Origin of the sequence: Listeria monocytogenes (assembly GCF_900187225.1) — a bacterium.
Classification (GTDB): Bacteria; Bacillota; Bacilli; order Lactobacillales; family Listeriaceae; genus Listeria; species Listeria monocytogenes.
The window spans coordinates 644,867-668,514 of record NZ_LT906436.1 but is presented as its reverse complement, the minus strand read 5'-3'; the positions used below and the strand labels follow the sequence as shown (position 1 = coordinate 668,514).

Annotated in this window: 18 protein-coding genes, 1 tRNA gene and 1 pseudogene; 2 read left to right on the top strand and 18 right to left on the bottom strand. The window is 36.5% G+C overall.

The window, feature by feature from the left end:
• The first annotated feature begins 96 nt into the window (after positions 1 to 96).
• Positions 97 to 1,917, top strand: coding sequence for a lipoteichoic acid primase LtaP (ltaP, locus tag CKV70_RS03310; RefSeq protein ID WP_015454299.1), 1,821 nt, complete (start codon positions 97 to 99; stop codon positions 1,915 to 1,917).
• Between the two features lie 39 nt (positions 1,918 to 1,956).
• On the opposite strand, the gene CKV70_RS03305 is transcribed toward ltaP, so the two are convergent.
• The 7 genes and pseudogenes from CKV70_RS03305 to CKV70_RS03275 all read right to left on the bottom strand — a co-directional run bounded on the left by CKV70_RS03305 (position 1,957) and on the right by CKV70_RS03275 (position 9,039).
• Complete coding sequence (locus CKV70_RS03305) at positions 1,957 to 2,607, bottom strand: transaldolase (RefSeq protein WP_003732614.1); 651 nt, start codon at positions 2,605 to 2,607, stop codon at positions 1,957 to 1,959.
• A 142-nt stretch (positions 2,608 to 2,749) separates the two neighbouring features.
• A complete protein-coding gene (locus tag CKV70_RS03300) occupies positions 2,750 to 3,478 on the bottom strand; it encodes a DUF2238 domain-containing protein (protein WP_003722841.1) in 729 nt (242 codons plus the stop codon).
• 95 nt (positions 3,479 to 3,573) lie between these two features.
• Positions 3,574 to 5,454, bottom strand: a complete 1,881-nt coding sequence (locus CKV70_RS03295) for a heavy metal translocating P-type ATPase (RefSeq protein WP_014600597.1) — start codon at positions 5,452 to 5,454, stop codon at positions 3,574 to 3,576.
• 265 nt (positions 5,455 to 5,719) lie between these two features.
• On the bottom strand, positions 5,720 to 6,637 hold the full coding sequence (locus CKV70_RS03290; RefSeq protein ID WP_003722839.1) for an aldo/keto reductase: 918 nt from the start codon (positions 6,635 to 6,637) through the stop codon (positions 5,720 to 5,722).
• Between the two features lie 63 nt (positions 6,638 to 6,700).
• Entirely contained in the window at positions 6,701 to 7,234 is a 534-nt protein-coding gene (locus CKV70_RS03285; RefSeq protein WP_012951338.1) for a DUF3267 domain-containing protein, read from the bottom strand.
• Between the two features lie 531 nt (positions 7,235 to 7,765).
• Complete coding sequence (locus tag CKV70_RS03280; RefSeq protein ID WP_003732618.1) at positions 7,766 to 8,125, bottom strand: lipoprotein; 360 nt, start codon at positions 8,123 to 8,125, stop codon at positions 7,766 to 7,768.
• Positions 8,125 to 9,039: pseudogene (locus CKV70_RS03275) on the bottom strand (trypsin-like serine peptidase). Before CKV70_RS03275 ends, CKV70_RS03280 begins: the two are co-directional and overlap by 1 nt.
• A 1,075-nt stretch (positions 9,040 to 10,114) precedes the next feature.
• Here CKV70_RS03275 and CKV70_RS03265 point away from each other — a divergent pair.
• Positions 10,115 to 10,204: transfer RNA gene (locus CKV70_RS03265), tRNA-Ser, on the top strand.
• A gap of 68 nt (positions 10,205 to 10,272) precedes the next feature.
• On the opposite strand, the gene CKV70_RS03260 is transcribed toward CKV70_RS03265, so the two are convergent.
• The 11 genes from CKV70_RS03260 to CKV70_RS03210 all read right to left on the bottom strand — a co-directional run bounded on the left by CKV70_RS03260 (position 10,273) and on the right by CKV70_RS03210 (position 23,426).
• Positions 10,273 to 10,866, bottom strand: coding sequence for a class I SAM-dependent methyltransferase (locus CKV70_RS03260; protein ID WP_003722834.1), 594 nt, complete (start codon positions 10,864 to 10,866; stop codon positions 10,273 to 10,275).
• Positions 10,867 to 10,879: 13 nt separating this feature from the next.
• On the bottom strand, positions 10,880 to 11,296 hold the full coding sequence (locus tag CKV70_RS03255) for an Rrf2 family transcriptional regulator (protein WP_003722833.1): 417 nt from the start codon (positions 11,294 to 11,296) through the stop codon (positions 10,880 to 10,882).
• Between the two features lie 104 nt (positions 11,297 to 11,400).
• Positions 11,401 to 12,105: an HAD family hydrolase gene (locus CKV70_RS03250; protein WP_014600596.1), complete on the bottom strand. Its 705-nt coding sequence runs from the start codon at positions 12,103 to 12,105 to the stop codon at positions 11,401 to 11,403.
• A gap of 89 nt (positions 12,106 to 12,194) precedes the next feature.
• On the bottom strand, positions 12,195 to 13,463 hold the full coding sequence (locus tag CKV70_RS03245) for a class II D-tagatose-bisphosphate aldolase non-catalytic subunit (RefSeq protein ID WP_003722831.1): 1,269 nt from the start codon (positions 13,461 to 13,463) through the stop codon (positions 12,195 to 12,197).
• Positions 13,464 to 13,489: 26 nt separating this feature from the next.
• Positions 13,490 to 13,798, bottom strand: a complete 309-nt coding sequence (locus CKV70_RS03240) for a PTS fructose-like transporter subunit IIB (protein ID WP_003722830.1) — start codon at positions 13,796 to 13,798, stop codon at positions 13,490 to 13,492.
• 14 nt (positions 13,799 to 13,812) lie between these two features.
• Positions 13,813 to 14,874 carry a PTS fructose transporter subunit EIIC gene (locus CKV70_RS03235; protein ID WP_003722829.1) on the bottom strand — a complete coding sequence of 354 codons (1,062 nt, stop codon included), beginning with the start codon at positions 14,872 to 14,874 and terminating at the stop codon, positions 13,813 to 13,815.
• A complete protein-coding gene (locus tag CKV70_RS03230; RefSeq protein WP_009931475.1) occupies positions 14,875 to 15,327 on the bottom strand; it encodes a PTS sugar transporter subunit IIA in 453 nt (150 codons plus the stop codon).
• 1 nt (position 15,328) lies between these two features.
• Positions 15,329 to 17,359 (bottom strand): BglG family transcription antiterminator, encoded by a 2,031-nt coding sequence (locus tag CKV70_RS03225; RefSeq protein ID WP_003732623.1) that lies wholly within the window; start codon positions 17,357 to 17,359, stop codon positions 15,329 to 15,331.
• A 358-nt stretch (positions 17,360 to 17,717) separates the two neighbouring features.
• Positions 17,718 to 18,245 (bottom strand): cysteine hydrolase family protein, encoded by a 528-nt coding sequence (locus CKV70_RS03220; protein ID WP_014600595.1) that lies wholly within the window; start codon positions 18,243 to 18,245, stop codon positions 17,718 to 17,720.
• Positions 18,246 to 18,306: 61 nt separating this feature from the next.
• Positions 18,307 to 18,582, bottom strand: coding sequence for a hypothetical protein (locus tag CKV70_RS03215; RefSeq protein ID WP_009932137.1), 276 nt, complete (start codon positions 18,580 to 18,582; stop codon positions 18,307 to 18,309).
• A 95-nt stretch (positions 18,583 to 18,677) separates the two neighbouring features.
• Positions 18,678 to 23,426 (bottom strand): Cna B-type domain-containing protein, encoded by a 4,749-nt coding sequence (locus CKV70_RS03210; protein ID WP_014600594.1) that lies wholly within the window; start codon positions 23,424 to 23,426, stop codon positions 18,678 to 18,680.
• Positions 23,427 to 23,648 lie beyond the last annotated feature (222 nt).

Sequence of the window (23,648 nt, the reverse complement as noted above, 5' to 3'; positions counted from 1 at the left end):
CTTTCATGATTTGCACTGTACGCGCGATTAAGCTAAAATTAGAAGGAATGGATTTGTGCGTGTTTAGCACAAAGCATGCTAGAAAGAGGAATTCAGTTGATTTTATTTTATTTTTTACTAATTATTGGTAAGTTCACTTTCGCCTATTTCCAGATTTTTAAAGATCCTAACTTCTTGGCACTTGGAATGGACCTGCTGTTTATCGTCTTACTTCTTGGACTGATTCATTTATTTGCACCGGTTCGCTCGCACATTTATTGGTATGCAGGAATGTCTTTGTTTATCGGAATTCTTATGCTCGTTTGCGTTCTTTACGCTCGGTTTTATAATGAAGTTCCAACATACCACAGCTTCTCTCTTATCGGTGAGGTTGGCGTAGTTAAAAACAGTGCCACAAGCCTACTTAGCGGGACAGACTGGTTATACATCTTAGATATTATTTTGCTACCATTTATCCTTTATTTCAACATCAAAAAAGGACACGAGTTCCCATCATTCCGCCTAACTAGCCGTGTTTACGGTGTATCATTTATTAGTACACTACTCATTTTAAGTGGTTTTACCTATTTTATGATGCAACAAAACATTATCAGTGACTCCAAGCGCGCAAAACGAATGGGAATTTTTACATTTAATATTAGTACCGCGCTTACTGGTGCTGATCATGTTAAAGCCGCAGATATTACTGCCAAAAACGTGAATGATATTAAAGGTGTGTCGGTTAAATCGAATCCCGATTATTTCGGTGCTGCCAAAGGTAAAAATCTTATCATCGTTCAACTCGAGTCATTCCAGCGTAATTTAACGAACGTCAAAATTAACGGTCAGTCAATTACGCCAACATTAGATGGCTTACAAAACGAAACCATGTATTCCAACCAATTTTTCCAAACTGTCTCTAAGTCAAATACGGCTGACGCGGAATGGTCCGTTTATACATCGACTTTCCCAAGTGGTTATTATACGAATACACAAACATACGGTGACCGGGTAATCCCGTCTATGCCTCGTTTACTTGGCAAAAATGATTATAAAACAGCAACCTTCCATACAAATGACGCTAGTTTTTACAATCGCGATGAATTTTATCCTGCAGTAGGATTTGATAAGTTTTATGATCGTAAATTCTTTGGCGATGAGGACGTTATCGGCTTCTCTCCTAGTGATGAAGTGCTTTACAACAAAGCTTTTCCGATTTTAGAAGAGCAGTACAAAAACAACCAAAAATTCTATGCGCAATTAATTAGCGTGAGCAGTCATATGCCATTTGATATTCCGAAAGATAAGCAAGAAATTGACTTACCGAGCGATTTAAAAGATACAGAACTTGGTAACTATTTTGAAGCGGTTCATTATGCGGATAAACAACTTGGTGAATTCATTCAAAAATTAAAAGATAGCGGCATTTGGGATGATTCTGTCGTGGTTTTCTACGGCGATCATCACATTATCAAAACCGACCAACTACCTGAGGAACAAAAGAAATACGTTAATCGTTCCACTCAGTTGAAAGCAGAACCAGCTGATGATTACCGTATTCCTTTCTTCTTACATTACCCAGGAATGGAAAACCCAGGTGAAATTAAAAATGTTGGTGGCGAAATTGATATTATGCCAACTGTTATGAATTTACTTGGTATTAAAACTGGCGACCAAATTATGTTTGGAACCGATATCCTCAATTCATCTAATAATTACGTACCTGAGCGCTACACAATGCCAGAAGGAAGCTATTTCACCAATTCTTACATGTACCAACCAGATGAAAGTTTCGAAACTGGTGCAGCAACGAATTATGATGGAACAAATAAAGAACTTTCGAGTGATGTGAAAAAACGCTTTGACGCTAGCCGAAAACTATTACAGTATTCCGATAGCTACGTAAACAATTTACCATTACGAGACGAAGATAAATAAACAAAAGAAGTATCCAGATTTGCTGGATACTTCTTTTGTTTATTTTGGTAAAGCTGCATGATGCTCATTAAATTTTTCAATACTTTCAAGCGCTAAAGGTTTATTCATCATTTGTAAAAACAAGTCGTAACCGATGGTAACCGTATCTGCTCCACTAGCTAATGCTTGCATAATTTGACGACTATTTTTAAAACTTGCTCCCATAATTTTCACATCTTCTAGTCCTTGCAAATCTAACACGTATCGTAGTTCTTCTATTGTTTTTGCTGCGTCTAATCCACTTACTTCCATGCGATTATAATATGGCGCTAAATAATCTGCCCCAGAGAGCGCCGCAATATAACCTTGTTCCGATGAGAAAATTGCTGTTGCTAAAATGATTTCATTGGGAAAATTAGCGCGAACTTTTGCGATGACTTTGATCCCCGCTTCATGGGCTGGAATTTTTAACCCAATTACCGTACCTTCAGCTGGTTCAATTGCTTGAATTCGAAGTACATCTTCCCAAATTTCCTCTTCCGTTAACCCAGCAGCTTGAACAAAAACAACTTTTGCTTGAATGCTCCCAATATGCGTTTTTCTCGGTCTATTCTCCTTTAACAAAATGGTCGGATTAGTGGTTACACCTTCAAAAAACGGAAATTGAAGCGCTTTCTTTATTTCCTCTAAATTCCCCGTATCTAAAAACATTTCCTCACTCCTTCAAAAGTTTTCTTCTCATTTTAAGTGTAGAAAAGTTCCACGAGCCAGTCAATTGTTTCAGAGACCCAAATTTGTTGGCGTATTTGTGCAACTAAAAAAGCACCTCCACGTGCGGAGATGCTTTTTGCTCTTATTTTTTCTTTGGTTCTTTTTTCCAATTTTTACGTTTAAATTCAAAGCGTTCCATCCAAGGTCGGCCTTTTTTAAGTGCAAAGTAGCCAACGATAACGATAAACAGTGCGCCAATAATATCCACAATAATATCTGTCATCGTATCTTCCAGTGCGGCGCGGCCAGTGAGTGGTGTTCCGTTTGATAGGTTATAACGTTGCATATTTAAGTTCATTATCCCATCAAAAGTATACTCATACACTTCCCAGAAAGCCCCCATTGTCACAGCGAAACAAAACGCGAATACAGCTATAAAGCCCGGTTTAAGTTTCATGACCACTTTGTCATTAGAATTTAGTAAGCTGACGAACGAAAAGCCAATCGCTCCGAGCATCGCCCCACTAAAAGTATGTAAAATTTTATCCCAATGTGGCACGGTTGAGTAGAATTTTTGAACAGTACCAAGGTAAATCGAGCCGTAAAGAAAAACAATAAACAAAATATACACAAGACCAGGTATTTCAAATTTGAAGCGTCGTGCAATAATCGAAGGGAGCAACAAAATAAAAATTCCTAATATAATTTCAAATAGTAAAAATATATAATCCCCTCGTAACGTCACATGCGGTCCGGTTGCCGGCTGCTTTACTGGTGCTGTAAAAATTTCATAAATAGTAAAAACGACAGAAATCCCCATTGACGCAAAAACAAATAGTGCGATCCATTGTGTCCAGTTGATTTTTTTCATGCACTCATCTCCAATCTAACATGTAATACCCCTTTTTTCACAAAAAGAAACTGCTCATCTATCTTAGACTAGGAATAGACAAGCAGTCAAATTTATCACTTTTTCCGGTTAGATCTAAGCAATCTAAGACCATTTAAAATAACTAAAATAGTACTTCCCTCATGTCCCACAACCCCGAATGGTAAATTGATTAGTTGGAAAACATTAGCCGTTATTAAAACAAGAATTACAGCAATCGCAAAACAAATATTTTGCCAGGTGATCCAGTGAAGTCGTTCCGAAAGCGTGTAAGCGTAGGGGATTTTTTCTAAATCATTTTTCATTAAGACAACATCGGCTGTTTCCATTGCGATATCTGTACCTTCGCCCATTGCAATTCCAACAGCCGCATGTGCAAGTGCCGGGGCATCATTAATTCCATCGCCAACCATTGCCACACTGCCATAAGTAACCGACAATTCTCTTAACACATCCACTTTTTTCTCAGGTAAACAACCGGAAACGACATAGTCCATCCCTAGTTCGGCTTGAATTGCCGCACCTGTCTGCTCATTATCGCCCGTCACCATAATAGTCTTAATCCCTTTTGCTTGAAGGGCTTTGATCGTACGAATAGCTTCAGGACGACATGTATCTTTAAGAGCAAACATGGCTTGAATTACGCCGTCTTTAGCTACATAAACAATCGTTTTCCCTTCACTTGCAAGTCGTTCAAATGCGCCATTTGAAAATGCTGCCGCTGCTTCTTTCCCAACAAACCCAGCCTTTCCAACTTGCCAATTCCCTTCTCGATAAATCGCTTGAACTCCCCAACCAGGTACATCCGTCACTTCTATTTCCGTTAACTTTTCGGTGATTTCCGGTTCTAAGTCTTGTGTTATTGCCGCAGCTAACGGATGTAAAGATTGTCGTTCCATCGCTCCAACCACATTGATTACTAACTGTTTATCAACATTTTCGGCGAATAGTCGATCGGTTAGTGCGGGCGTTCCATTTGTCAAAGTTCCCGTTTTATCAAATGCAATGGCTTTTACACCGCGCAAATTTTCCAAGTGTACGCCGCCTTTAAATAAAATACCGTGACGCGCACCGTTAGAAATTGCCGCTAAAGTCGCAGGCGTTACAGAAGCTACTAGCGCACAAGGTGATGCAACTGTTAATAAAACCATCGCGCGATAAAAGGTTTCATTCCACGACCACCCTAGTGCAAAATGAGGTAAGAACATCATTACTAACACAAATAATAGAACTGCTTTTACATAAACATCCTCAAATCGTTCAATAAAACGCGCGGTTTTAGACGGTTCGCTTTGAGCAGTTTCTACTAAACGAATAATTTTACTGAAAATCGTATTTTCAAATGTTTGTGTTACTTTAACCGTAATAGCGCTACTTACATTGACCGTTCCACCAAACACATCCGCACCAACAGTTTTCGTTGCTGGAACAGATTCCCCATTAATGGCTGCTTCATTTAATGTGGTTGAGCCGCGAACAATCACTCCATCGATTGGAACACTTTCTCCCGGCCGAACGAAGACCATATCATCCAGTTGTAGCTCTTTTGCAGCAACTTCCTCTAAATCCCCATTAGAAAGTAAACGAAAAGCTCGTTCTGGTTGAAATGCCATTAATTTCGTGATTTCGCGCTTACTTTTATTCGTCGTATACGTTTCTAATGCCCCACTAACCGAGAAAATAAAAATAAGTATGGCCCCTTCAAACCAATAACCAATAATCGATGCACCGGTAGCCGCTAAAATCATCAAAAGCTCCACGTTTAACTTCTTTGTTTTAATAGTTGCTTGAATACCTTCTTTAGCTTGCTCAAAACCACCAATAACAAAAGCACTTAGGAAAATAACCGCTGTCCAAAAGTCACCAACATCACTACCGACCAAACAGCCAATCACAATCAAAATTCCGCTAATACCTGTCGTAATAAATTGCCAATTCTGCTTCATCCAATCTTTCATTATGCTCATCCTCTCCAAATGATAATGATTCCCATTACCCTAAAAAACACAAAAATCTGCTTTCGCAACCGCGAAAAACAGATTAAACAATAATTATTATAAATAACTATAAAGATATACATCCTTAACTCACTTGTCATTATAGCACTTTTCTAATGGCATATCAAACTAATTGATAAAATTATATTCTAATTGAGAATGAAATTCACTATCAGTCTAATACACAAAAAAACACTTGAGCAAAATGCTCAAGTGTCTGTTTTCATTAAGGTAATTGGTTTCCAGCCGCACGGTAAATTTCGTACCATTCTTCGCGACTAAGTGTTACGTCAGAAGCTTTTGCAATATCAGCAATTCTTCCTGGATTCATTGTACCAACCACTGTTTGGAAGCTTGCTGGGTGACGCTGAATCCACGCAACGGCGATTGCTGAATTGGTTACACCTTTATCAGCAGCGATTTTGTCGATTGTTTTGTTTAATTCAGGGAATTTGTCATTATCTAAGAAAACTCCTTCAAAGAAACCATATTGGAACGGGGACCACGCTTGGATAGTCATGTTGTTTAAACGACTATACTCCAAAATGCCGCCATCACGGTCAAGCGAAGGATCAATTGTCATATTCACATTAAAACCAGTATCAATCATGCCCGTATGCATAATACTAAATTGCAGTTGGTTGGCGATTAATTCTTGGTCTACGTATTTTTTCAGTAGTTCAATTTGACCTGGGTTTTGATTGCTTACGCCGAAATGACGTACTTTTCCACTTTTTTCCAGTTCTGTGAAAGCCGCAGCTACTTCTTCTGGTTCGAAAAGTGTATCCGGACGATGAAGTAAAAGTGTATCTAAATAATCTGTTTTCAGGCGTTTCAAGCTACCTTCCACAGAAGCAATAATGTGCTCTTTTGAAAAATCAAAGAATCCTTGACGAATTCCGCATTTTGATTGAAGAATCATTTTTTCACGAATTGTTGCATTCATATCAATCGCATCAGCAAAGACTTCCTCTGATTTACCGCCGCCATAAATATCCGCGTGATCAAAAAAATCAATACCATTTTCAAGTGCTGTATTAATTACTTTGTTTGCATCCTCTTTACTAAGATCCGCCATTCTCATACATCCTAGCGAAATTTCTGAAGCTGTTAAAGCGCTATTTCCAATTGTTATTCGTTTCAAACCAAGCACCTCTTTCTAAAAGTATATCCTTATTCTAACACTTTGTTGTAATCGTTACCAAGCTTAACCTTCTGAATAAAAATTAATGCCTTTATCCGTATCCTCCACAACGATTCCAGCCGGCTGATTAATCAAGAGAATACAGTAATAGAAATCCCCGACACAACCAGACGTATGTAGCGCAAAAATCAAATATAGAACCGCTTCATTCACCCCGAGAAAGCGTAGAAAAATAAATAAACCCGTAAGAACAATAAATGGCGCAATCGATATAATAAAGAATTGTGCTCTCGTATAAAATGCTCCCGGGCTTCCCGCATAAGCCATCCCATTTTTAAAACCAAACTTCACTTTTGCTTCTGGACGAAATGCTTTAAAGAAAATCCCGTGTACGGCTTCATGAAGAACAATAGCTACTGCATAACCACCAAACATCCAAATAATCCCCATAAAACCATTCGTAATTGCAAAACCACCTGAAAAGACAATTCCTAAAACAGTTAATATGAGTACAATAGCAATCGCCACAATATTTAAATTCATAACCAACTTTTTATTTTCTAGTAAATTAATTTCCTGAATCAATTTTCTTTCCATCCAGACCGCTCCTTTTATAAAAACGCTGATATTTTCGTTATTACAATTATACAATACTTCTTGTCAGCATTCTATGTCATAGTGGGGAAATACCCAAGTCCGGCTGAAGGAGGTAAAAAGTTTTTCTTTTGTCGGTTTCTATAAATTTTTACAAGCCTTTGAAATGGCTATTTAAAGCTATAGGATTTTACAACATAACATCGCAGAAAACAAACTTTTCTATAATTAAAGTCAATTATACGTTCGTCAAATCGCTGTAATTGAACCATGTTTCTTTCATGATCCAAATGCACAGGAAATACATACTTGTATCACATATGGTAATCGTTCTTTAAACAAAGTATTTCTATTGCCCAATTGCTTTTGAAAGCATCTAATAAATCATAAATTTTTTCTCCTATCACTAAAAAACGAACAAAAATTCCTTGAATCAAGAATAAAAGGAATTAAAAAACAAGCATATTACTTCACCAAAACAGGTTAATGTAACACACTTATTTTTTATTATATTATCATTTGCTTAATATAAATTTAACTATTCAATTTAATAATCTTTATTACATCCATTGAGTCTATTTTCCCTGGATAAGTTTCTTGTATTTTATAATCGTCTGATAACTCAATAAGTACTTTATCATTTCTTTTAATTTCGGAGAGTTTTATTTTCTTGCCTTCCTCATTATAATATTTATCTTCTATATCAAAATAAATTTTCTCACCTTTATCCGCGGTAACTTTTTTTGAATTTTCTTTAAAGCTATTAACTACTATTGAGTAACCATCGACACTTTCTACTATCCCGTTAGCTTCGACACTAGACTCTTTTTGGGGATCATTTGAACAAGCCGTTAAAATTAATAATAACAGTATTAAGCTGATAATTTTTTTCATTATTTTGCTCCATCAATAAAAGATTTTAAAGCAGGAGTTATTCTAACTCCTGAATTTGCTGAACTCCCTAATGTATGAACACCAATAATTGATCCATCGTTAATTATCGGAGAACCACTTTGTCCCCCTGTTGTATCTATGGAGTAAGAAATTTTTTGGTTGGTAATAAGTGCATTACCATTTCCATACCATTGTGAGCCAGCTTTAGGACTCTGCCCTGGATATCCAGATATAGTTGAAAATAAAGTAGTGTTAGCCGTTGGCACTCTGTATTTTAAAGAACCATAACTACTAACCGATTTAGATAAAGTAACTACACCTATGTCATAATTGCTATCTCCTTTTGACGACCAATTTACAGGTACATGTAATTTAGAACTAGTAACATATGTTGGGGATACCCAATTATTCATTTTAGGCTGAAAAATAACTCCATTTGCCCACGATCTAGTACTCTTATCATACAAATTGTGTCCTGCAGTCAAGACTTTATTGCTTCCGATAATTGTTCCTGTCCCAACATACCAAACCATTTTATTGCCTTTCTTAAATGACATTTCCATATAGCCTATTTGTTTATATGGAGAATTATTTACATTTGCTTTTACTCTATTGTCTGCTCCAACCACTTTTTTCAAAAGTCTAGGTGCCTATTTTTCTATAGGATTAATTATTGGCTCCGTATTTTCCACCTGATCCTCAGGATGTGCCTCATTATACTCCTCAACAAACTTCTCTCTAGCTTCTTTAGATGAGTCAACAAAATCTTGTATTTCAAGTTGCTCCTCATTCGTGACACATGTTGTTCCGCTTAAATCCAAACTTTTTTCAACAGTTGCTTTGCCGCTTAAAGGTATTAGCAAAACTGCTAAACTAAAAATAAAAATAGCTGCAATTTTTTTCAATATGTCCATCTCCTTTTATTTTAGTAACAAAAAAATATTAGCATGAAAAGGCTATGTATAACCAAAAATGTAATGAAATGTCCGATTCTTGTCGTGAACGGTCAAAAATGCGTCTTATTTAGATTCATTCTTACACATTTTGTGTACCATTATGTTTTTTGTTCACGAAATAATATTCAGAATGAGTAACTATTCACAATTTATACATCCCTGTTTCTAGTCGTCACAAAAAATTCAAATTTATTCAAAATATGCGTTATTTACCTTATAAAAATTCCTTGTTTATTTAATTATTTATCATAATCAATAACTATCAAATGAATAAATCGGTATAATTATTCATCAAATTTTAAGATTATTGACTCTCATCAATTTTATATGTAATAATTTTCACTTAAATAGTTTTCGTTCATTTCAAGAAGTAGTTTGCTGTGTAATACCAATCGTTTTTGCCATACCAACATTCCAAGTATACTTTTTCAATCATTTAGCTTTCATTAACTCAAGAAAATACGAAGCCTTAGCATTCACGTGGAAGGATGTAGATTTAAATAATAAATGCTTATATGTCAACAAAACTTTGTCACACGGTGAAATATGCTCACATTTTAGTAAACACAACTTAAACAAAAGCTGTTAAGCGATATATTAGTATAGATTATTCTACAATCGATGCTTTTAAGAAATGGAAAAACTATCAACATGAGAATCATCCTATTTTGAGATCGGATGAAGTTCAAATCTTATTCAATAATGAAGAAAATTATTATTTTCCTAGTTCAATATACGCATGGTTAGATAACTGTTTTAAATATCGTAGTGACTCTGAAAAAATAACTTGTCACGGATTTCCGCCACACTCACGGATTCTCTACAGTTTGAAGCAAATACATCACTTAAAAAACAAGAACGATTAGGGCACACCGATATACAAATAATGTTTAATATTTATACCCATGTCACGCAGAAAAAGAAAGATTCCACTGCTTCTCTTTTTCCTAATTTTATGCTAAAATAAAATCTGTTGAAATTGATTTGATAGTCAAATAAATTCAAACATCCTCGAAACATTGGATATCAACATGGAGAAATACCCAAGTCCGGCTGAAGGGGACAGACTCGAAATCTGTTAGGTGGTGTATGCCGCGCCGGGGTTCGAATCCCCGTTTCTCCGTAGAAATAAAAAGGTTCACGCTTAAAAATAGCTTTGATTGCTATTTTTAGACGTGAACCTTTTTGCTGTTACTTCTTCACCGCAATACTCACATACATTCCCTCGTCCAACTGCCAATTTTTCACCACTTCAAACCCAAATCCCGCAAGTTCTTCCTTCAATTTCTCCGCAGAAATCTGAATTTCCATTGGCGGACCTTTCAAATCAGTCCCTTTCGTATCAAACTCCAAACTAGCAAAGTAGCCGCCAGTTTTCACAACTCTACTCACTTCACGCAGAACATCCGCGAGCGAATCTGCTTCATGTAACACGAGCGATGCGAGCACAACATCCACGGAATTTGCCTCAAGTGGAATATCATCCATGCTGGCTTCTAACGTTTCTACATTAGCTAAACCCGCTTCCTTCGCTTTCGACTCAATTAATTCCAACATTTTCGCATCTAAATCTAATGCAAAAACTGTATTATCAACCAATTTTGCAGCTGGAATTGTTAAAAATCCTGTTCCCGCTCCTAAATCTAAAATACTTGCTGTTTTTCCGATTGGCATTGCCTGCAAAAAATCCTCTGGCGACAGCACTTCACTCCGCTCTGGCCGATCTAAATAATCTACTTTCCGTTTAAATCCAGCTTCCCCGTGATGATTATGATGATGTTTCATTTTTAGCACTCCTTTAATGTTGATGTTTTTCAATTTCTACGACAATACTACCTACTGTTTGTTTGCTTAAATAATCTTCCATTTGTTGCTCTGCCTTATTCATCACTTCGCCAATCAAGCAGTGCGGCTGGCTTTCGCTGTGGTTTTTAGGGTCACAATGGAAAAAGGCGCCCTTCCCTTCAATCGCTTGAATGACATCAAGAAAACTAATACTACTCGCTGGTTCCGCTAACTTATACCCACCATTGACGCCCGTTACTGACTCAATGAAACTAGCTTTTACTAGCATCGTCAAAACTTTAGATAGATAAGTTGGCGACACATTTTGCTTGGTCGCAAGTTCTTTCACACCGACAGACTTTTCTGGTGACAAATTAGCTAAATAAACCATCGTATGTAGCGCATAATTGGTTGCTTTGGAAAATTTCATATTTTCACCTTCTTAATTAAAGACTTAACCACTCTATAATATCTCTTATAGTCAAAAGTGTCAATTCATAACTAAAAAACCTTTTCCCAAAATGGAAAAAGGTCTTAAAATATCTCCTGTAAAATTGCGAATAATTGTTGCTCATTTTCAACACAATAATCTGGCTGAAATGCTGCCTCTGTTGGTCTCAAATGTCCTCGTCTATTCAACCAAATAGATTTCCATCCCGCGCTTTTTGAACCAATTACATCATTTTCAAAAGAATCACCAATATAATATGTTTCCGCGCTGTTAATACCTATTTGTTCTTCTACTAGCTTAAATATTTTCTTGTCTGGTTTTTCGATACCGACTTTACCAGAAATAAAAGTGTGCTCGGCTGGAATCCAATCATTGATTTGTAAATCATTTATTTTATGTTGTTGATGTTCTTTTGGTCCGTTTGTAATAATCCCCATCGTCATTTCGTTCTTTTTAGCCCATGCGAGAATTTCTTTAATCCCCGGTGAAAGTTCAATTTTACGTTGGTTTTGTTCGTAGGCGTGTTGAAATGTTTCTGCTTCTTTTTTCGTAATTTGGTAATCAAAATCGCTTAGTGCCTGCGTAATCCGATAAACGTGCATTTCTGCTTTCGGCATTTCTCCTCGGACAACGCGGTGATAAACTTCATCACTATAAAATCGACTTTTAATATATAAATTTTCGATTTTCAGGTGGTCTGCTTTTCCAAAAACAGTTTTAAATGCGTTTTCAAATGGTTTTAGTTGGTCATAAACTGTATCATCAATATCAAAAATTAAATTAATCATCATTTCCTCCTGCAAAATTCACTCCTTTTACTCTACCATTAAATCGAAAAAGTAGGAAGAGTCTAAGCAAAACGCTTAGACTCTCTATATTATTTAGCTAATTGTTTAATTCGAGTTGTGGCTCCTTTTAAATTGTAACATTCGGAGTAATTGCGGATAGGGCGTTTGATGTGATCAATAACAAAGCGTTTTCCATCAATATTATTCGCAGCTAAATTGGCATATAATGTGTTGATTTCTTTCTTAACCATTGCATCATTGAATGTGTAATGACCTGCTATATCTAGGATTTCAAGTGATAAATCATCATCTTGCATGATTTCATTGATAGTGATATCTTTTTGACCATCTAACATCCATTTGCGCCAGCGTTCACTTTTAATCGATTGAATGAGTAAAACTTCCCGTGCGTTAGAAGGAGTTTTGATTAAACCATTCTCTACTAATTTTTGCTCTAACTCAACTAGTTTCAAGTACGCGCGAGTCTCTTCTGTTCCGTATTGTGGTGCTACATTGGTTGCTGTTATTTCTGATGGAATATGTTCTAAAAGCGTTACATCATCAAGATAATCGCCATTATGCTCTTTCAAACCGACACCATATTTTTTTGCCATTTGCGCTAAATCATAGGCGTTTTTGAAATTAAAGTGACCTACTTGCTCGGTTTTACGAGTTAATGTCCCTGTTTGCCCAACGATGAAAGTCGGTAATGGTAAATCGCGTTTTTCTAATTCCACTTTTAATTGCGTAATGAACTTTTCATACGTTTCTGTTGAAGTTAGCCCGCCGTTTGTTTCTTCCGTTCCAACTTCATAACCGACTTCTGGCAGCCCACGTTTTTTTCGTTCCTCCTCACAAAATGCAATTAAATCAACCGTTCTTTCCAGTACAGTTTCCAGTGGAATAACTTTTCCTACTTCAAAAGGGTCTTTGGTTGGGTCAATCATTAATAAGTCAAAGCCAGCTTCAATATCCGCTATATAAGATTTTTTTCCTAACTCCATCGCCTTTTCTGTTGGTAAGTGATCATTTCTCTCTTGATCCCGTTGCCAAGGTCCCCCGTGATCGCGACAAACATAATATAGCCCATCAAAATCCACTTCTTTAGCAACTTCTTTAATTGCATCAATGAAACTAAATTGGTTCCAGCCATTAACATATCCGCCACCAAGTTCGTCTGCATCTACTTGATTACGACTAGCGATAAACATAAGCGGATAATCATCTTCCTTCGCTAATTCGAAACTTGCTTGTAAAAGATTGCGAGACATTGGTCCAACGCCGATAAGTGTAGCGCTATCCCCTGTTGTTTGTAATTTCAAAAGTGCTTCTACTGCTTTTTTTATTGGTAATTTCAATTAATTTTTCCTCCTAAAATCTGATTTCATTCGAACATGGTTTGTAACTTTTTAATTAGCGCGTCCGATTTTTTTATGATTTCTGAAACGCTCATTTTGACCACTTTTTTCCCTTTGAATCGTTGGCTTTCCCTTATTTCGACATCATTTGTAATAATGACACAATCTGCTTCCTCAATTTCTTTTGCAGTTAATTTATTTTCGATACCAGAGGAGCCTTGTGTTTCTACTTTAATAGTGACGCCCATTTTTTTTGCGGAGAGTTCGAGTGATTCTGCTGACATATACGTATGTGCCACACCGCTTGGACATGAAGTTACTGCTACTATTTTCATTGTTATCATCCTTTCTAAATGTCTTCAAAATTAATATCTAAGTCATCTATGTCTTGCCCTTCCTCCAGTGCCTCGTCAAGCTCTGTAGCATCTTTCTTCAAAATTCGGAGCATAATTGCCGTCACAACTGCCCCAAGCGCAATAGAAGCAATGTAACCAATCCGATTATCAACTACAGGTAACACGATTAAACCACCCCAAGGCGCATGATTTAAACAACCAAATAAGAAAGCCGAAACGTTACCTACAATCGAACCAACCATAATTGAAGGGATGACCCGTAATGGATCTGCTGTTGCAAAAGGAATTGCTCCTTCTGTTATACCAACGCTTCCCATCAAAAGTGCTGCAATTCCCGAATCTTTTTCTACACGAGTAAATTTCTTCGGAAACAGAAGTGTTGCTACGCCTAAACCAATTGGCGGTACACAAATTGCTACACCAACTCCACCCATTAAATAAGGGAGTGTATCCACTTGGGTTTGTGCAAATGTTGCTGCTACTTTATTTACAGGCCCTCCCATATCAAAGGAAATCATCGCACCAAGAAGTGCGCCTAGCGGAACTTTTGCTGCGCCTGATAAGCTATTTAGCGCATTTGTCATCCAATCCATAAAACCTGATATTGGCTCTCCAATGAGGAAGACGATAATTCCACCCGTAATCAAAGTCCCAAGTAATGGATAAATGAAAATGGATCCTAACGTTCTCATCGAAGGTGCTAATTTAATTTTCTTTAATTGAATTACGACAAAACCAGCTAAGAAACCAGCGATAATACCTCCGATAAATCCTGCACCAATTTCGTTTGCTAAGTAGGCGCCAATCATCCCAGGTGCAAGCCCAGGCTTATCTGCCATACTAAATGCTATGTAACCACCAAGAATCGGAATAAATAGAGCCAGGCCTGCTGCACCAATTTGGTTGAGTTTTGCTAACCAGCCCGCATCAGGAACGGCAGCTTGTCCGCTCAACATAACGGATAGCGCAAACAATATCCCCCCAGCTACGACAAATGGAATCATATAAGAAGTTGCTGTCATCAAATGCTTTTGCAAAAATTTAAGAGTTCTCATTTAGTTATCCTCCTTCACACTTTTGTTTAATAGTGCCACTGTTGCGATGTCGTCTAACTTACTTAATTTTGTTCGAAAATCTTCATGCATTAATAGTCTTGCTAGATTGGATAGTACTTTTAAATGTAAATTATTTTGGTTATCTCTAGGAACCGCGATCAAAAATACAATTTGGACAAATTCTTCCTCTTCAGTCCACTTCACAGGCTTACTTAATTTCCCAACAACGACGCAAGGCTCTTTTACGCCACTACTTTGGGCATGAGGCAAGCCGATTTCGTGTCCAATATATGTCGATAATGTTCGTTCGCGTTCTAAAATATCTTGTTCAAAAAGTGATTTATCTGCCAAATAATCAGCTTTTTCTAAAACATTCACTAATTGTAGAATCGCATCTTCTTTAGTATTTACATTGATGTTTGAAATAGACAAGAAGTCGATTTTCACACCCATATTATCTAACCTCCTCTTCATATTTTTTTATAATTCTATCCGCATCAATTGGATTTTTTGCTTGTTCTAATTTAGAAATAAAATCTGTTTGATAGGTCATTTTAGTGAGTGTAATAATTGCTGGAATTTGCTCTTTTTTATCTTTACTGGCGAGAATAAAAATGACTTTGGCTTGCTTCTCCCCAAACATAACCGGCTGTTCATTAATCAAAAGAGCCATACTATTCATCTGAACTAACTGGCTGTCATTCCCGTGAAACAAAGCAAATTCCTCGTCTTTAACGGAATAAAAACCCAGTTCTTCTTGAATTTGTTTGATATTCTCCGCATAAGCTGGAAGTACGAAATGATTATCAGATAGTAGCTTTGTAGCTCGCTGAATAGCAGTTTGCCATGTTAAACTCTCTGATGTAATCTGAATCGCATCTATTCCAATCAAATCACTTAATCCTAACTTTCGATTCGGAATACTAACATGCCCATATCCTAGTTCTTCCTTAATGACGCTAATAACTTGCTGCTTCACAGTGCTATCAAGGAAGCTAAGCCGCTTATTAATTGCAAAGTAACTAGTCAAAATATTCTTCTTTTTTAAGCCTTGCTTCTCTAACTCCACTAAATCACACTCTTTTAAAACTGGGCTTACTTTGACAGTCGATTTTGGTAGTGGGGTTGTCACTTTTGCTGTTGTAATGACTAAATCCACATCTTCCCAAGCAGTAAAATCTTTTAACATATATTCAGGAATGGTTGCGACAAAAGCGATTTGATACTCGCTATTTAGTGTATCTTTCATCATTGCAATTGCTCCGTAGCCAAGACCACAAACAAGTAATACATGCAACTTCTCCTCACGCTGATTACGCTGAATACTCGCTAAAAAATGAATCGCCAACAAAGATATTTCACTCTCATTTTCGACGCTCTCAAGTAACGGTATAGTTTTAACCACCTTGCTTGTTGCTTGTAAAATATAGAGAAATTCAGTTGGAATAACATCAAAAGTATCTTCGTAAATTTGCACATTCCCTCTCACTCTTTCAATCAGTGGAGCTACATGATTTAGTAATCCTTTATACAAAATCGCATCTTCTAAAAAAGGCAAATTAAGTTCTTCACTCATGGATGTGATTAGCGAATTTACTATCGTTTCTGTTGTAATTAAGTCCATTTCTTCATTCAAGCTTGCATACTTGTTCGTGAAAAAAACAAAGCCGACTAGAATATTTAACTGCTCCTGACTAAGCTCGTAATCTAAAATCACTTCCATCCCTTGAATTAATTGGGAATTAAAAATTGGAAGTACCAGCTTTGCATCTTTAAGTGGATTAGTGACATCATTTTTTATATACCAGCAAAAGACTAAAATATTCGCTAAATACCAGTAATACGATTCATCATTTAAAATCCAACCCATTTGTTTCAAAAGTTGCTTAGACCACTTATTCACGCCATTTATATCAATGTTTTTAAGTGATACTTTCATCTCGCCTAACATACATTTTCTATAAAAGTTTGTTTCTATATCTTCACTTGGGATAAAATCAATGTAATCTCGCAAAATCCGGACACGTTCATTCAAGAGAGCGTTTTCATTGCCAATTAATCTATAGCCTTGTTTATAAACCAATTGAAGATTCAACTTTTGCAACTGTTCTTCAATTAACAATAAATCTTTTTTAATCGTTGTTCGCGATACATTCATCCATTTACTTAAATGTTCCAAGTTCACCTTTTTAACATTAAAAAATAGCAAATACTGTAAAATGTTGATTCTTTCCTGCGGAGCAAAAATATAAGTTTCTTTTTCCTCAAGTGCTAATTTGGCCAAATCAGCTGGTATAACTAACCTCCCTTTCCCCTCCTTCAAAATTGGTTTTAATTGATTAAGCGTAAGTGCGTCATTTATATTGTCGATATCATATCTAACTTTCCGCTCAGATATTTCAAGCTTTTTACTGATACCACGAATACTCGACTCACTTTTGCCTTCTAAATACTTTATGATTAGTACCATTCTGCCACTTAACATCTCTATCACCTCTTTATACTAGTTGCGATAAAATGATTTAGAAGGCTTGCTCCTAATTCCATGTTAACGCCCTGTAAGCACTTCCACAATTTACATAATACGAAATAATTTTTTACAAAAACTACAAGTCTAGCTACCTCCTTTTCTAAAATTCAATCTAAAACGTTAACTAGTTCACTGTTTTATTATAACGGTTGCTAGATTTACCAACTAGACGACTTTTATGCAATTTGGCTAAAGAAAAACCGATTCAAGGAATTCTTGAATCGGTTTTATATATTACTTACTATTTTTTTAAATGCTGCTGTTTCCAAAAAAAGAAAGAAGTGGTAGATTTATACAATTTCTTTCTAATTTATCAGTTATGTTCCATTTCTTTAATCGTTTCTTCCATAGATATGCAGGTCGCGTAACGGCCAGGCCACATCCATTCATTATAGTACTTATAACTATTCTCCCCTGACATAAAGTGGTTATCTTCCGTCGAATTAGCATGGGCGGGAACGATCATGTGAAAACCATGTTCAAAGCCACATTTCACCGTGGCGTCGATGCAAAAATCAGTTTGCAACCCTGCTACTACAATTTTCTTCGTACCTTTTTCTTTTAAGTATTCAACTAAGCCTGTTCCTTTAAAAGCGCTATTTACGGTTTTATCAAAAATTCTTTCGTGTGTAGTTGGTTGGAATTTTTTGTAAATATCGAAGCCTTCTTTTCCTTCTGTAAGTTCTGTATTAGGTCCGTCGTCATGTCGTATATAAACTATTTCTATTTTATTTTTCCGAGCAGTGGCGATTAATTGTTCTATATTGGGTACAAGTGAATCGAAATTATACAGATTATTTGTCATAATTAATTTTTGTGTATCTATAACTAATAATATCATTCTTCCAGACCTCCGTAACTGCTGTTTCTATTATTTCCCCATTATATCATAGGTTTTCGCTTCATCCAGCTGTAGGTGCAACGTATGCCTTCCAGCCGCCAATCATTTCGTCTTTCTCCGACTTACTTAATAGTTGCATCCCGATGACTTGATTGATATTCACAGCTAAGCCTCGGCTGAAACGATTTACTCTGCTAGCTGAAACACAATTGATATACACATCGTTTAAGCGAATAAGCTCTCCTTTTGCTTCCACAATTCCTACAATATACCCGATTGCTGTTACAAGTAAAACTGGCTTGCCGACTTCGATTGCTTGCAGTAGCTCTTCCTTCATCATGAAGCCCCCTTATTTCATTTCTATCTGTATACCCGATTTTAACTTTATTCAAAAGAAAACCGACCCAAGCTTACTTGGATCGGTTGTTTTCTTTATTTGGCACTTTTTCTTCTAAGATGTAACCCTAAGAATAACAGTGCTAATCCACCAGCAAATAGCAACATACCATTCGTATCACCAGTTCCAGGTAATTTCTTCGTTTTACTTGGTTTAATGGTAGAATGTGTATCTTTTGGTGTATCTTTTGGTGTCGTTTTTGTTACTTTTGTATTCGTTAAGTCCATGCCTTTTACTTTTACACTATAGCCAGATACTTGTTTTTCAGATACGGTATAGCTGTATTTTTCACCTGTTTTGTCTTTCTCTGGAAGGTTGGTAAAGCTGTATTTCCAATTCGATTTTGCTGTTACTTTGATTGGTGTTCCGTATGCTTTCCCATTTTGTAAAAGTTGTACTTCGATGGAGTCTGGACGTGTTTTTTCATTGTCTCCCACCCAAGTTTTTGTGCCGCTCGCTGAAGTTACATTTTTCTCATCGGTTACTTTTGTGTTGGTTAAGTTCATTCCATCTGTCGTTGTTTTGTAGCCTGGAACTGCTATTTCAGCAACGGAGTAACGATAATCTTGGTTATTAGCATCAGCTTTAGGCAAATCTTTAAAGCTGTATTTCCAATCGTTTTCTTTCGTTACTTTTACTGGATCGCCATAAGTTTGTCCATTTTGTAAAAGCTGGACTTCGATAAAGTCTGGACGATCTTTGGCAGTGTCATTTTTCCATGTTTTTTCACCGGAGACAGCGGTTTTTGGTGCATCTATTTTCGTGTTGATAACATCCATTCCGTCGACTTTTGTTTCATAGCCTGGGACTGCTTTTTCTACAATTGTGTAGTTATATGCCGCTCCATCATTGGTTGTTTCTGGTAAGTTTTTAAATTCGTATTTCCAGTTATTAGCTTTTGTAACCGTTACTGGGAAACCGTAATCTTGACCATTTTGTTGCAATTGAATTTCAATAGATGCTGGACGATCGTTTTCTGTATCGTTTTTCCACGTTTTTTGGCCGTCAAGATTAATCATTTTTATATCTGGTTTAATCAATGTGTTATTAATATCAAGACCTGTGACAGCACTTGTATAGTTAGTAACTGTATTTTCTAAAACTGTATACGTGTATTTATTTCCATCTGCATTTGTTTCTGGAACATTTTTGAATTCATATTTCCAGTCATCTGCTTTTGTAACAGTAATCGGGCTACCATAAGCTACACCATCTTGTAAAAGTTGTACTTCGATGGAATCTGGACGATCTGCTGCTGTGTCACCTGTCCAAGTTTTTGCTCCATTCACATCAATCATTTTTACATCTGCGTGGTTATCAATAGTAGCTGTCGCTGCGCCGTGATCATCATTGGTGATTTCAAGCCCTGTTTCTGTGCTAGTTGGAATGGATAAGTTACCATTCGCATCGCTCTTCACTGTCACTGGATACTCTTTATTTTCATTTGATTCATAACCAGTTGGTGTCTTCGTTTCAACTAGAACTACTTTCCATTCTTGATTTTTAGAAGTTGTTTTATAGCCATTCGGGATGAAATTTGCCGCGCCAGAAGAGTCTGTCATAACAATTTCATTACTATTTGTATCTTTGACCGGTTTCGTTAAATCTGCTTTTCCATTTTCATCTGCATAATAAGCTTTGAATTCATAGCCTGTCAATACTGTTTTGCTTATATCATCTTGTTTTAGAAGATTTAAGTTTAATGGAACAACAGTAGCAACTTCTGACCCTGCTGCTTGGTTAACTAGTTTTGCGCCATATTTAACTTTTTGATAATTCACTTTGAAAAGAACGTTATATAGTTGCATTTGCGGAATGTCAACTGGGTTTGTGATATCTAATGTGTTCGCAGTTGCTTTAGCTTCTACTGCATATTTATCCACAGTAAGTGGCACAGGGTTTTCAAGTTCCCCGTCAATTTGGAAGCCCGTGTTTGGACTTGCCTCATAACCATTTACTTCCACATTAGAGATAGATTTAAAATTATCTGCAGCAATAACATCTCCAATGTTTATCGAAGATTTATCAAATTCATAGGCACTTCTTACTCGAATTTTATAGCCAACTGATAAATTACCGTCTGCATCAGGAGTAGCTACATTATATTGGCTACCACTAAGATATGCATTTGTTTTATTGTCTAAAACATATTTTTTTGCATAAGCAGTACCGCCGCCAGCATCCCAGTACATTTCGCTATTTTCATAAGAAGTAATAACTTTATCGTTGTAAGTGTATGTTGCTTTATTTTGCATGATGCTACTGTAGTCAATTTCGTCTGAATCGATAACTACAATCATGTACACTTTGTATGCTGCTTTTGTTTCACTATACATTGGATCTGCGGCTGGTTGACCAAAATTAAGCGTTAGGGTACGCGCATCTTTTGTTACGGAACCAGTTACACCCATTTTATCCGCGTTATTTCCGAAATACCTTACTCCAACGTCATTTAAAGTAGGGTTGGCAATACAAACTTGTTTCTCGGAATATAAGCCTTTTTGATAAACAATAACATCTTGTCCGTCTGCATTTGTGAATTTCGGTGTACCTTCAAATTTGTTCGTTGTAAAACCATAAATGTGTTTATTGCTAGAATTTAAACCAGCAATATCATATTCAAGCATTTTCAACCCTTTTGGCAGTGTATCTGTGAAAGAAGAATTTAGTGTGTCTTCTACCCCTGATGGGTTAATATTCATTTCATAAACCATGTATGTTTTTGGTGAAGTAATTCTACCATCGTCTGCAAGAGGCGTATAGTCTTTGAGTGCAGAACCCATGATGTCGTTACCAATCATATTGCGTGCTGTTTTTTCTGCATCAGCTGCCGATAAACGTGTTTTTTCAAACACTTTTCCTTCTGATGGAATTACTTCTGGTGTTTTAATGAAAGTGACATAATCAAAATCGAAATCATCTTCATCTTGTAAAGTCGCTGTTGATTTAGCATTTTCTTTTACAACATGTGGTTTTTCTTTTTGGAATCCGTCAATTGGTTTTATCGTGGAACCATCGACATTACTAATCAAATCGTTTCCTGGATTCATGTCTGGCGTCGAGTCCACATCGGTAATTGCTCCGTCTAAAGTAGATTCTCCGTTAAAGTTTGAAAATGAGCCAATTTCTCCAGCCATGTAAAAATCTACAGCACTATAAGTCCCATCTTCAGGTATGCCCATAGCTTTCATGTACATTGTTGCAGTTTTTGTTGCACCTGATGCCATACCTCCAGAAAGTGTAATTGAGTATACTTTTATATCACTCCAAACACCACCGCCACTAGGCACAGTTGTTTCATATTTCCATTTATCATTAGCAGTTTTGAAATCGGATGTATCATTATTAAGTTCATAACCTGCTGGTACATACGCATACACGACAACATCTTTTGTATAATTCCCTTGATTAATTGCGGTATAAGTAACGCCAACTGTGCTTCCTTCTGAAATAGAAACGGGCGTAGTTGTGCTACTAACAGCCCCAATATATTTATTATTTTTATCATAGGTTGAGCTGATTTTTGTTGTAATTGCCATGTCATAAACATCTTTCCCACTTGGCGTTATAGAACCAGATTTACCTTCGCCACCTTTAGTCGGGCTTTTAGTAACGTTAGTCAAATCTTTTGTAGGATCAGTTACTTTTGCTGCAATCGTTCTATAAATACCGCCACCATTTTTGGAGATAGTCTGAGCTGGGGAAAACGGTAATTCGTATCTAGTTGCACCTGGTGCAAGATTTGTTTGGTCTGCTGAGGCAACCCATCCGCGTTGAAGCGAAGAGCCAGATGCAGTTGATAAAGCCTGCCATTCCGGTGAACCTTCCGTAATAATGGAAAAGCCTGCTGGTAATTCATCTATCATTTTTTCTAAAACGGCATTTTCTCCTGAATTGTTCATTGCATAAACATAATAGAAAACTAAATCATCTTTTTCAGGTGTATAGTTTGTAGATGAAGTAGCTACTTTAACATATTTCCCAGTATCTTTGTCTAAACGCCAAGCCGAGTCAATTACTTTAGATGCAGTTAGTACACCATTATCTGTATCGGGAGTTGGTGGTGTCACGGGGACTTCAATATTACTAATATCTACGTCTTTATCATCTTCAATTACAATAGCTTTATAGTCTTCTTTTGTTGTAATTGTAGTACTTATTGTTGCAAACATATCAAATTTAGCATTAGTAAGCGGCTCATCTTCATATTTTGCTAAAGCTTCCGGACTCTGATTAAATTTGAGCGTGTAACCAATATACTCGACACCATTTATTGTTTTTGTTCCAATCGAGTTTTTCATTGAGTCGTCTGTAAAAACATTTTGCCTCGGTGTTAATCCATCAATTGCTGGATTAACAAATGTTACTTTGTCTCCTTGGAAGAAGTCTTTTTGTATCCAAAATGTATAAGTTTCATCCAAGACCGCTTCTGAATAGGATGGGATTGCCAAACTTACTGAAAACTTGAGTGAGTCTCCTGGTGCATAAGTTTCTTTTGTATTCCCGTTTGCGTCTGTTACTTTATTTGTAAAATTCCAGTCAACGGAACCTTTTAGTAATTGCTTTCCATTTACTAGATTTTTAGTTGTCTCTTTATTATCAGGTGTTACGGTTGTTTTGTTTTCATCCGCTACTTTTTGATCATCTGGTTGTGCTATTTGTTGAGTTGTTTTTGTTTGGTTTTCTTCTGCTCCGGCGAAGATATTAGACCACGGAACCAGTTGAAAAATAAGCGCAACCGCAACCATTACAACGAATACTTTTTGCCAGTTGTGTTTTAGCATGATAATTCTCCTTTTGCTACTAATTATTGAAATTACTCATAGTAGACTTTTTCCGCTCTACATTGAATAGTTTTCTTAAACGTATCATACTAGCTAGAATGGCTTTCTGGAACAAGCCAATCAGACAAAACTGCCTATATAAAAGAGAGAATTGTGACGTTTCCGCCATATTTAAAGTCCGATTACGTGTAAACAAGTGTTAAAATTATACCCTTTTTAATG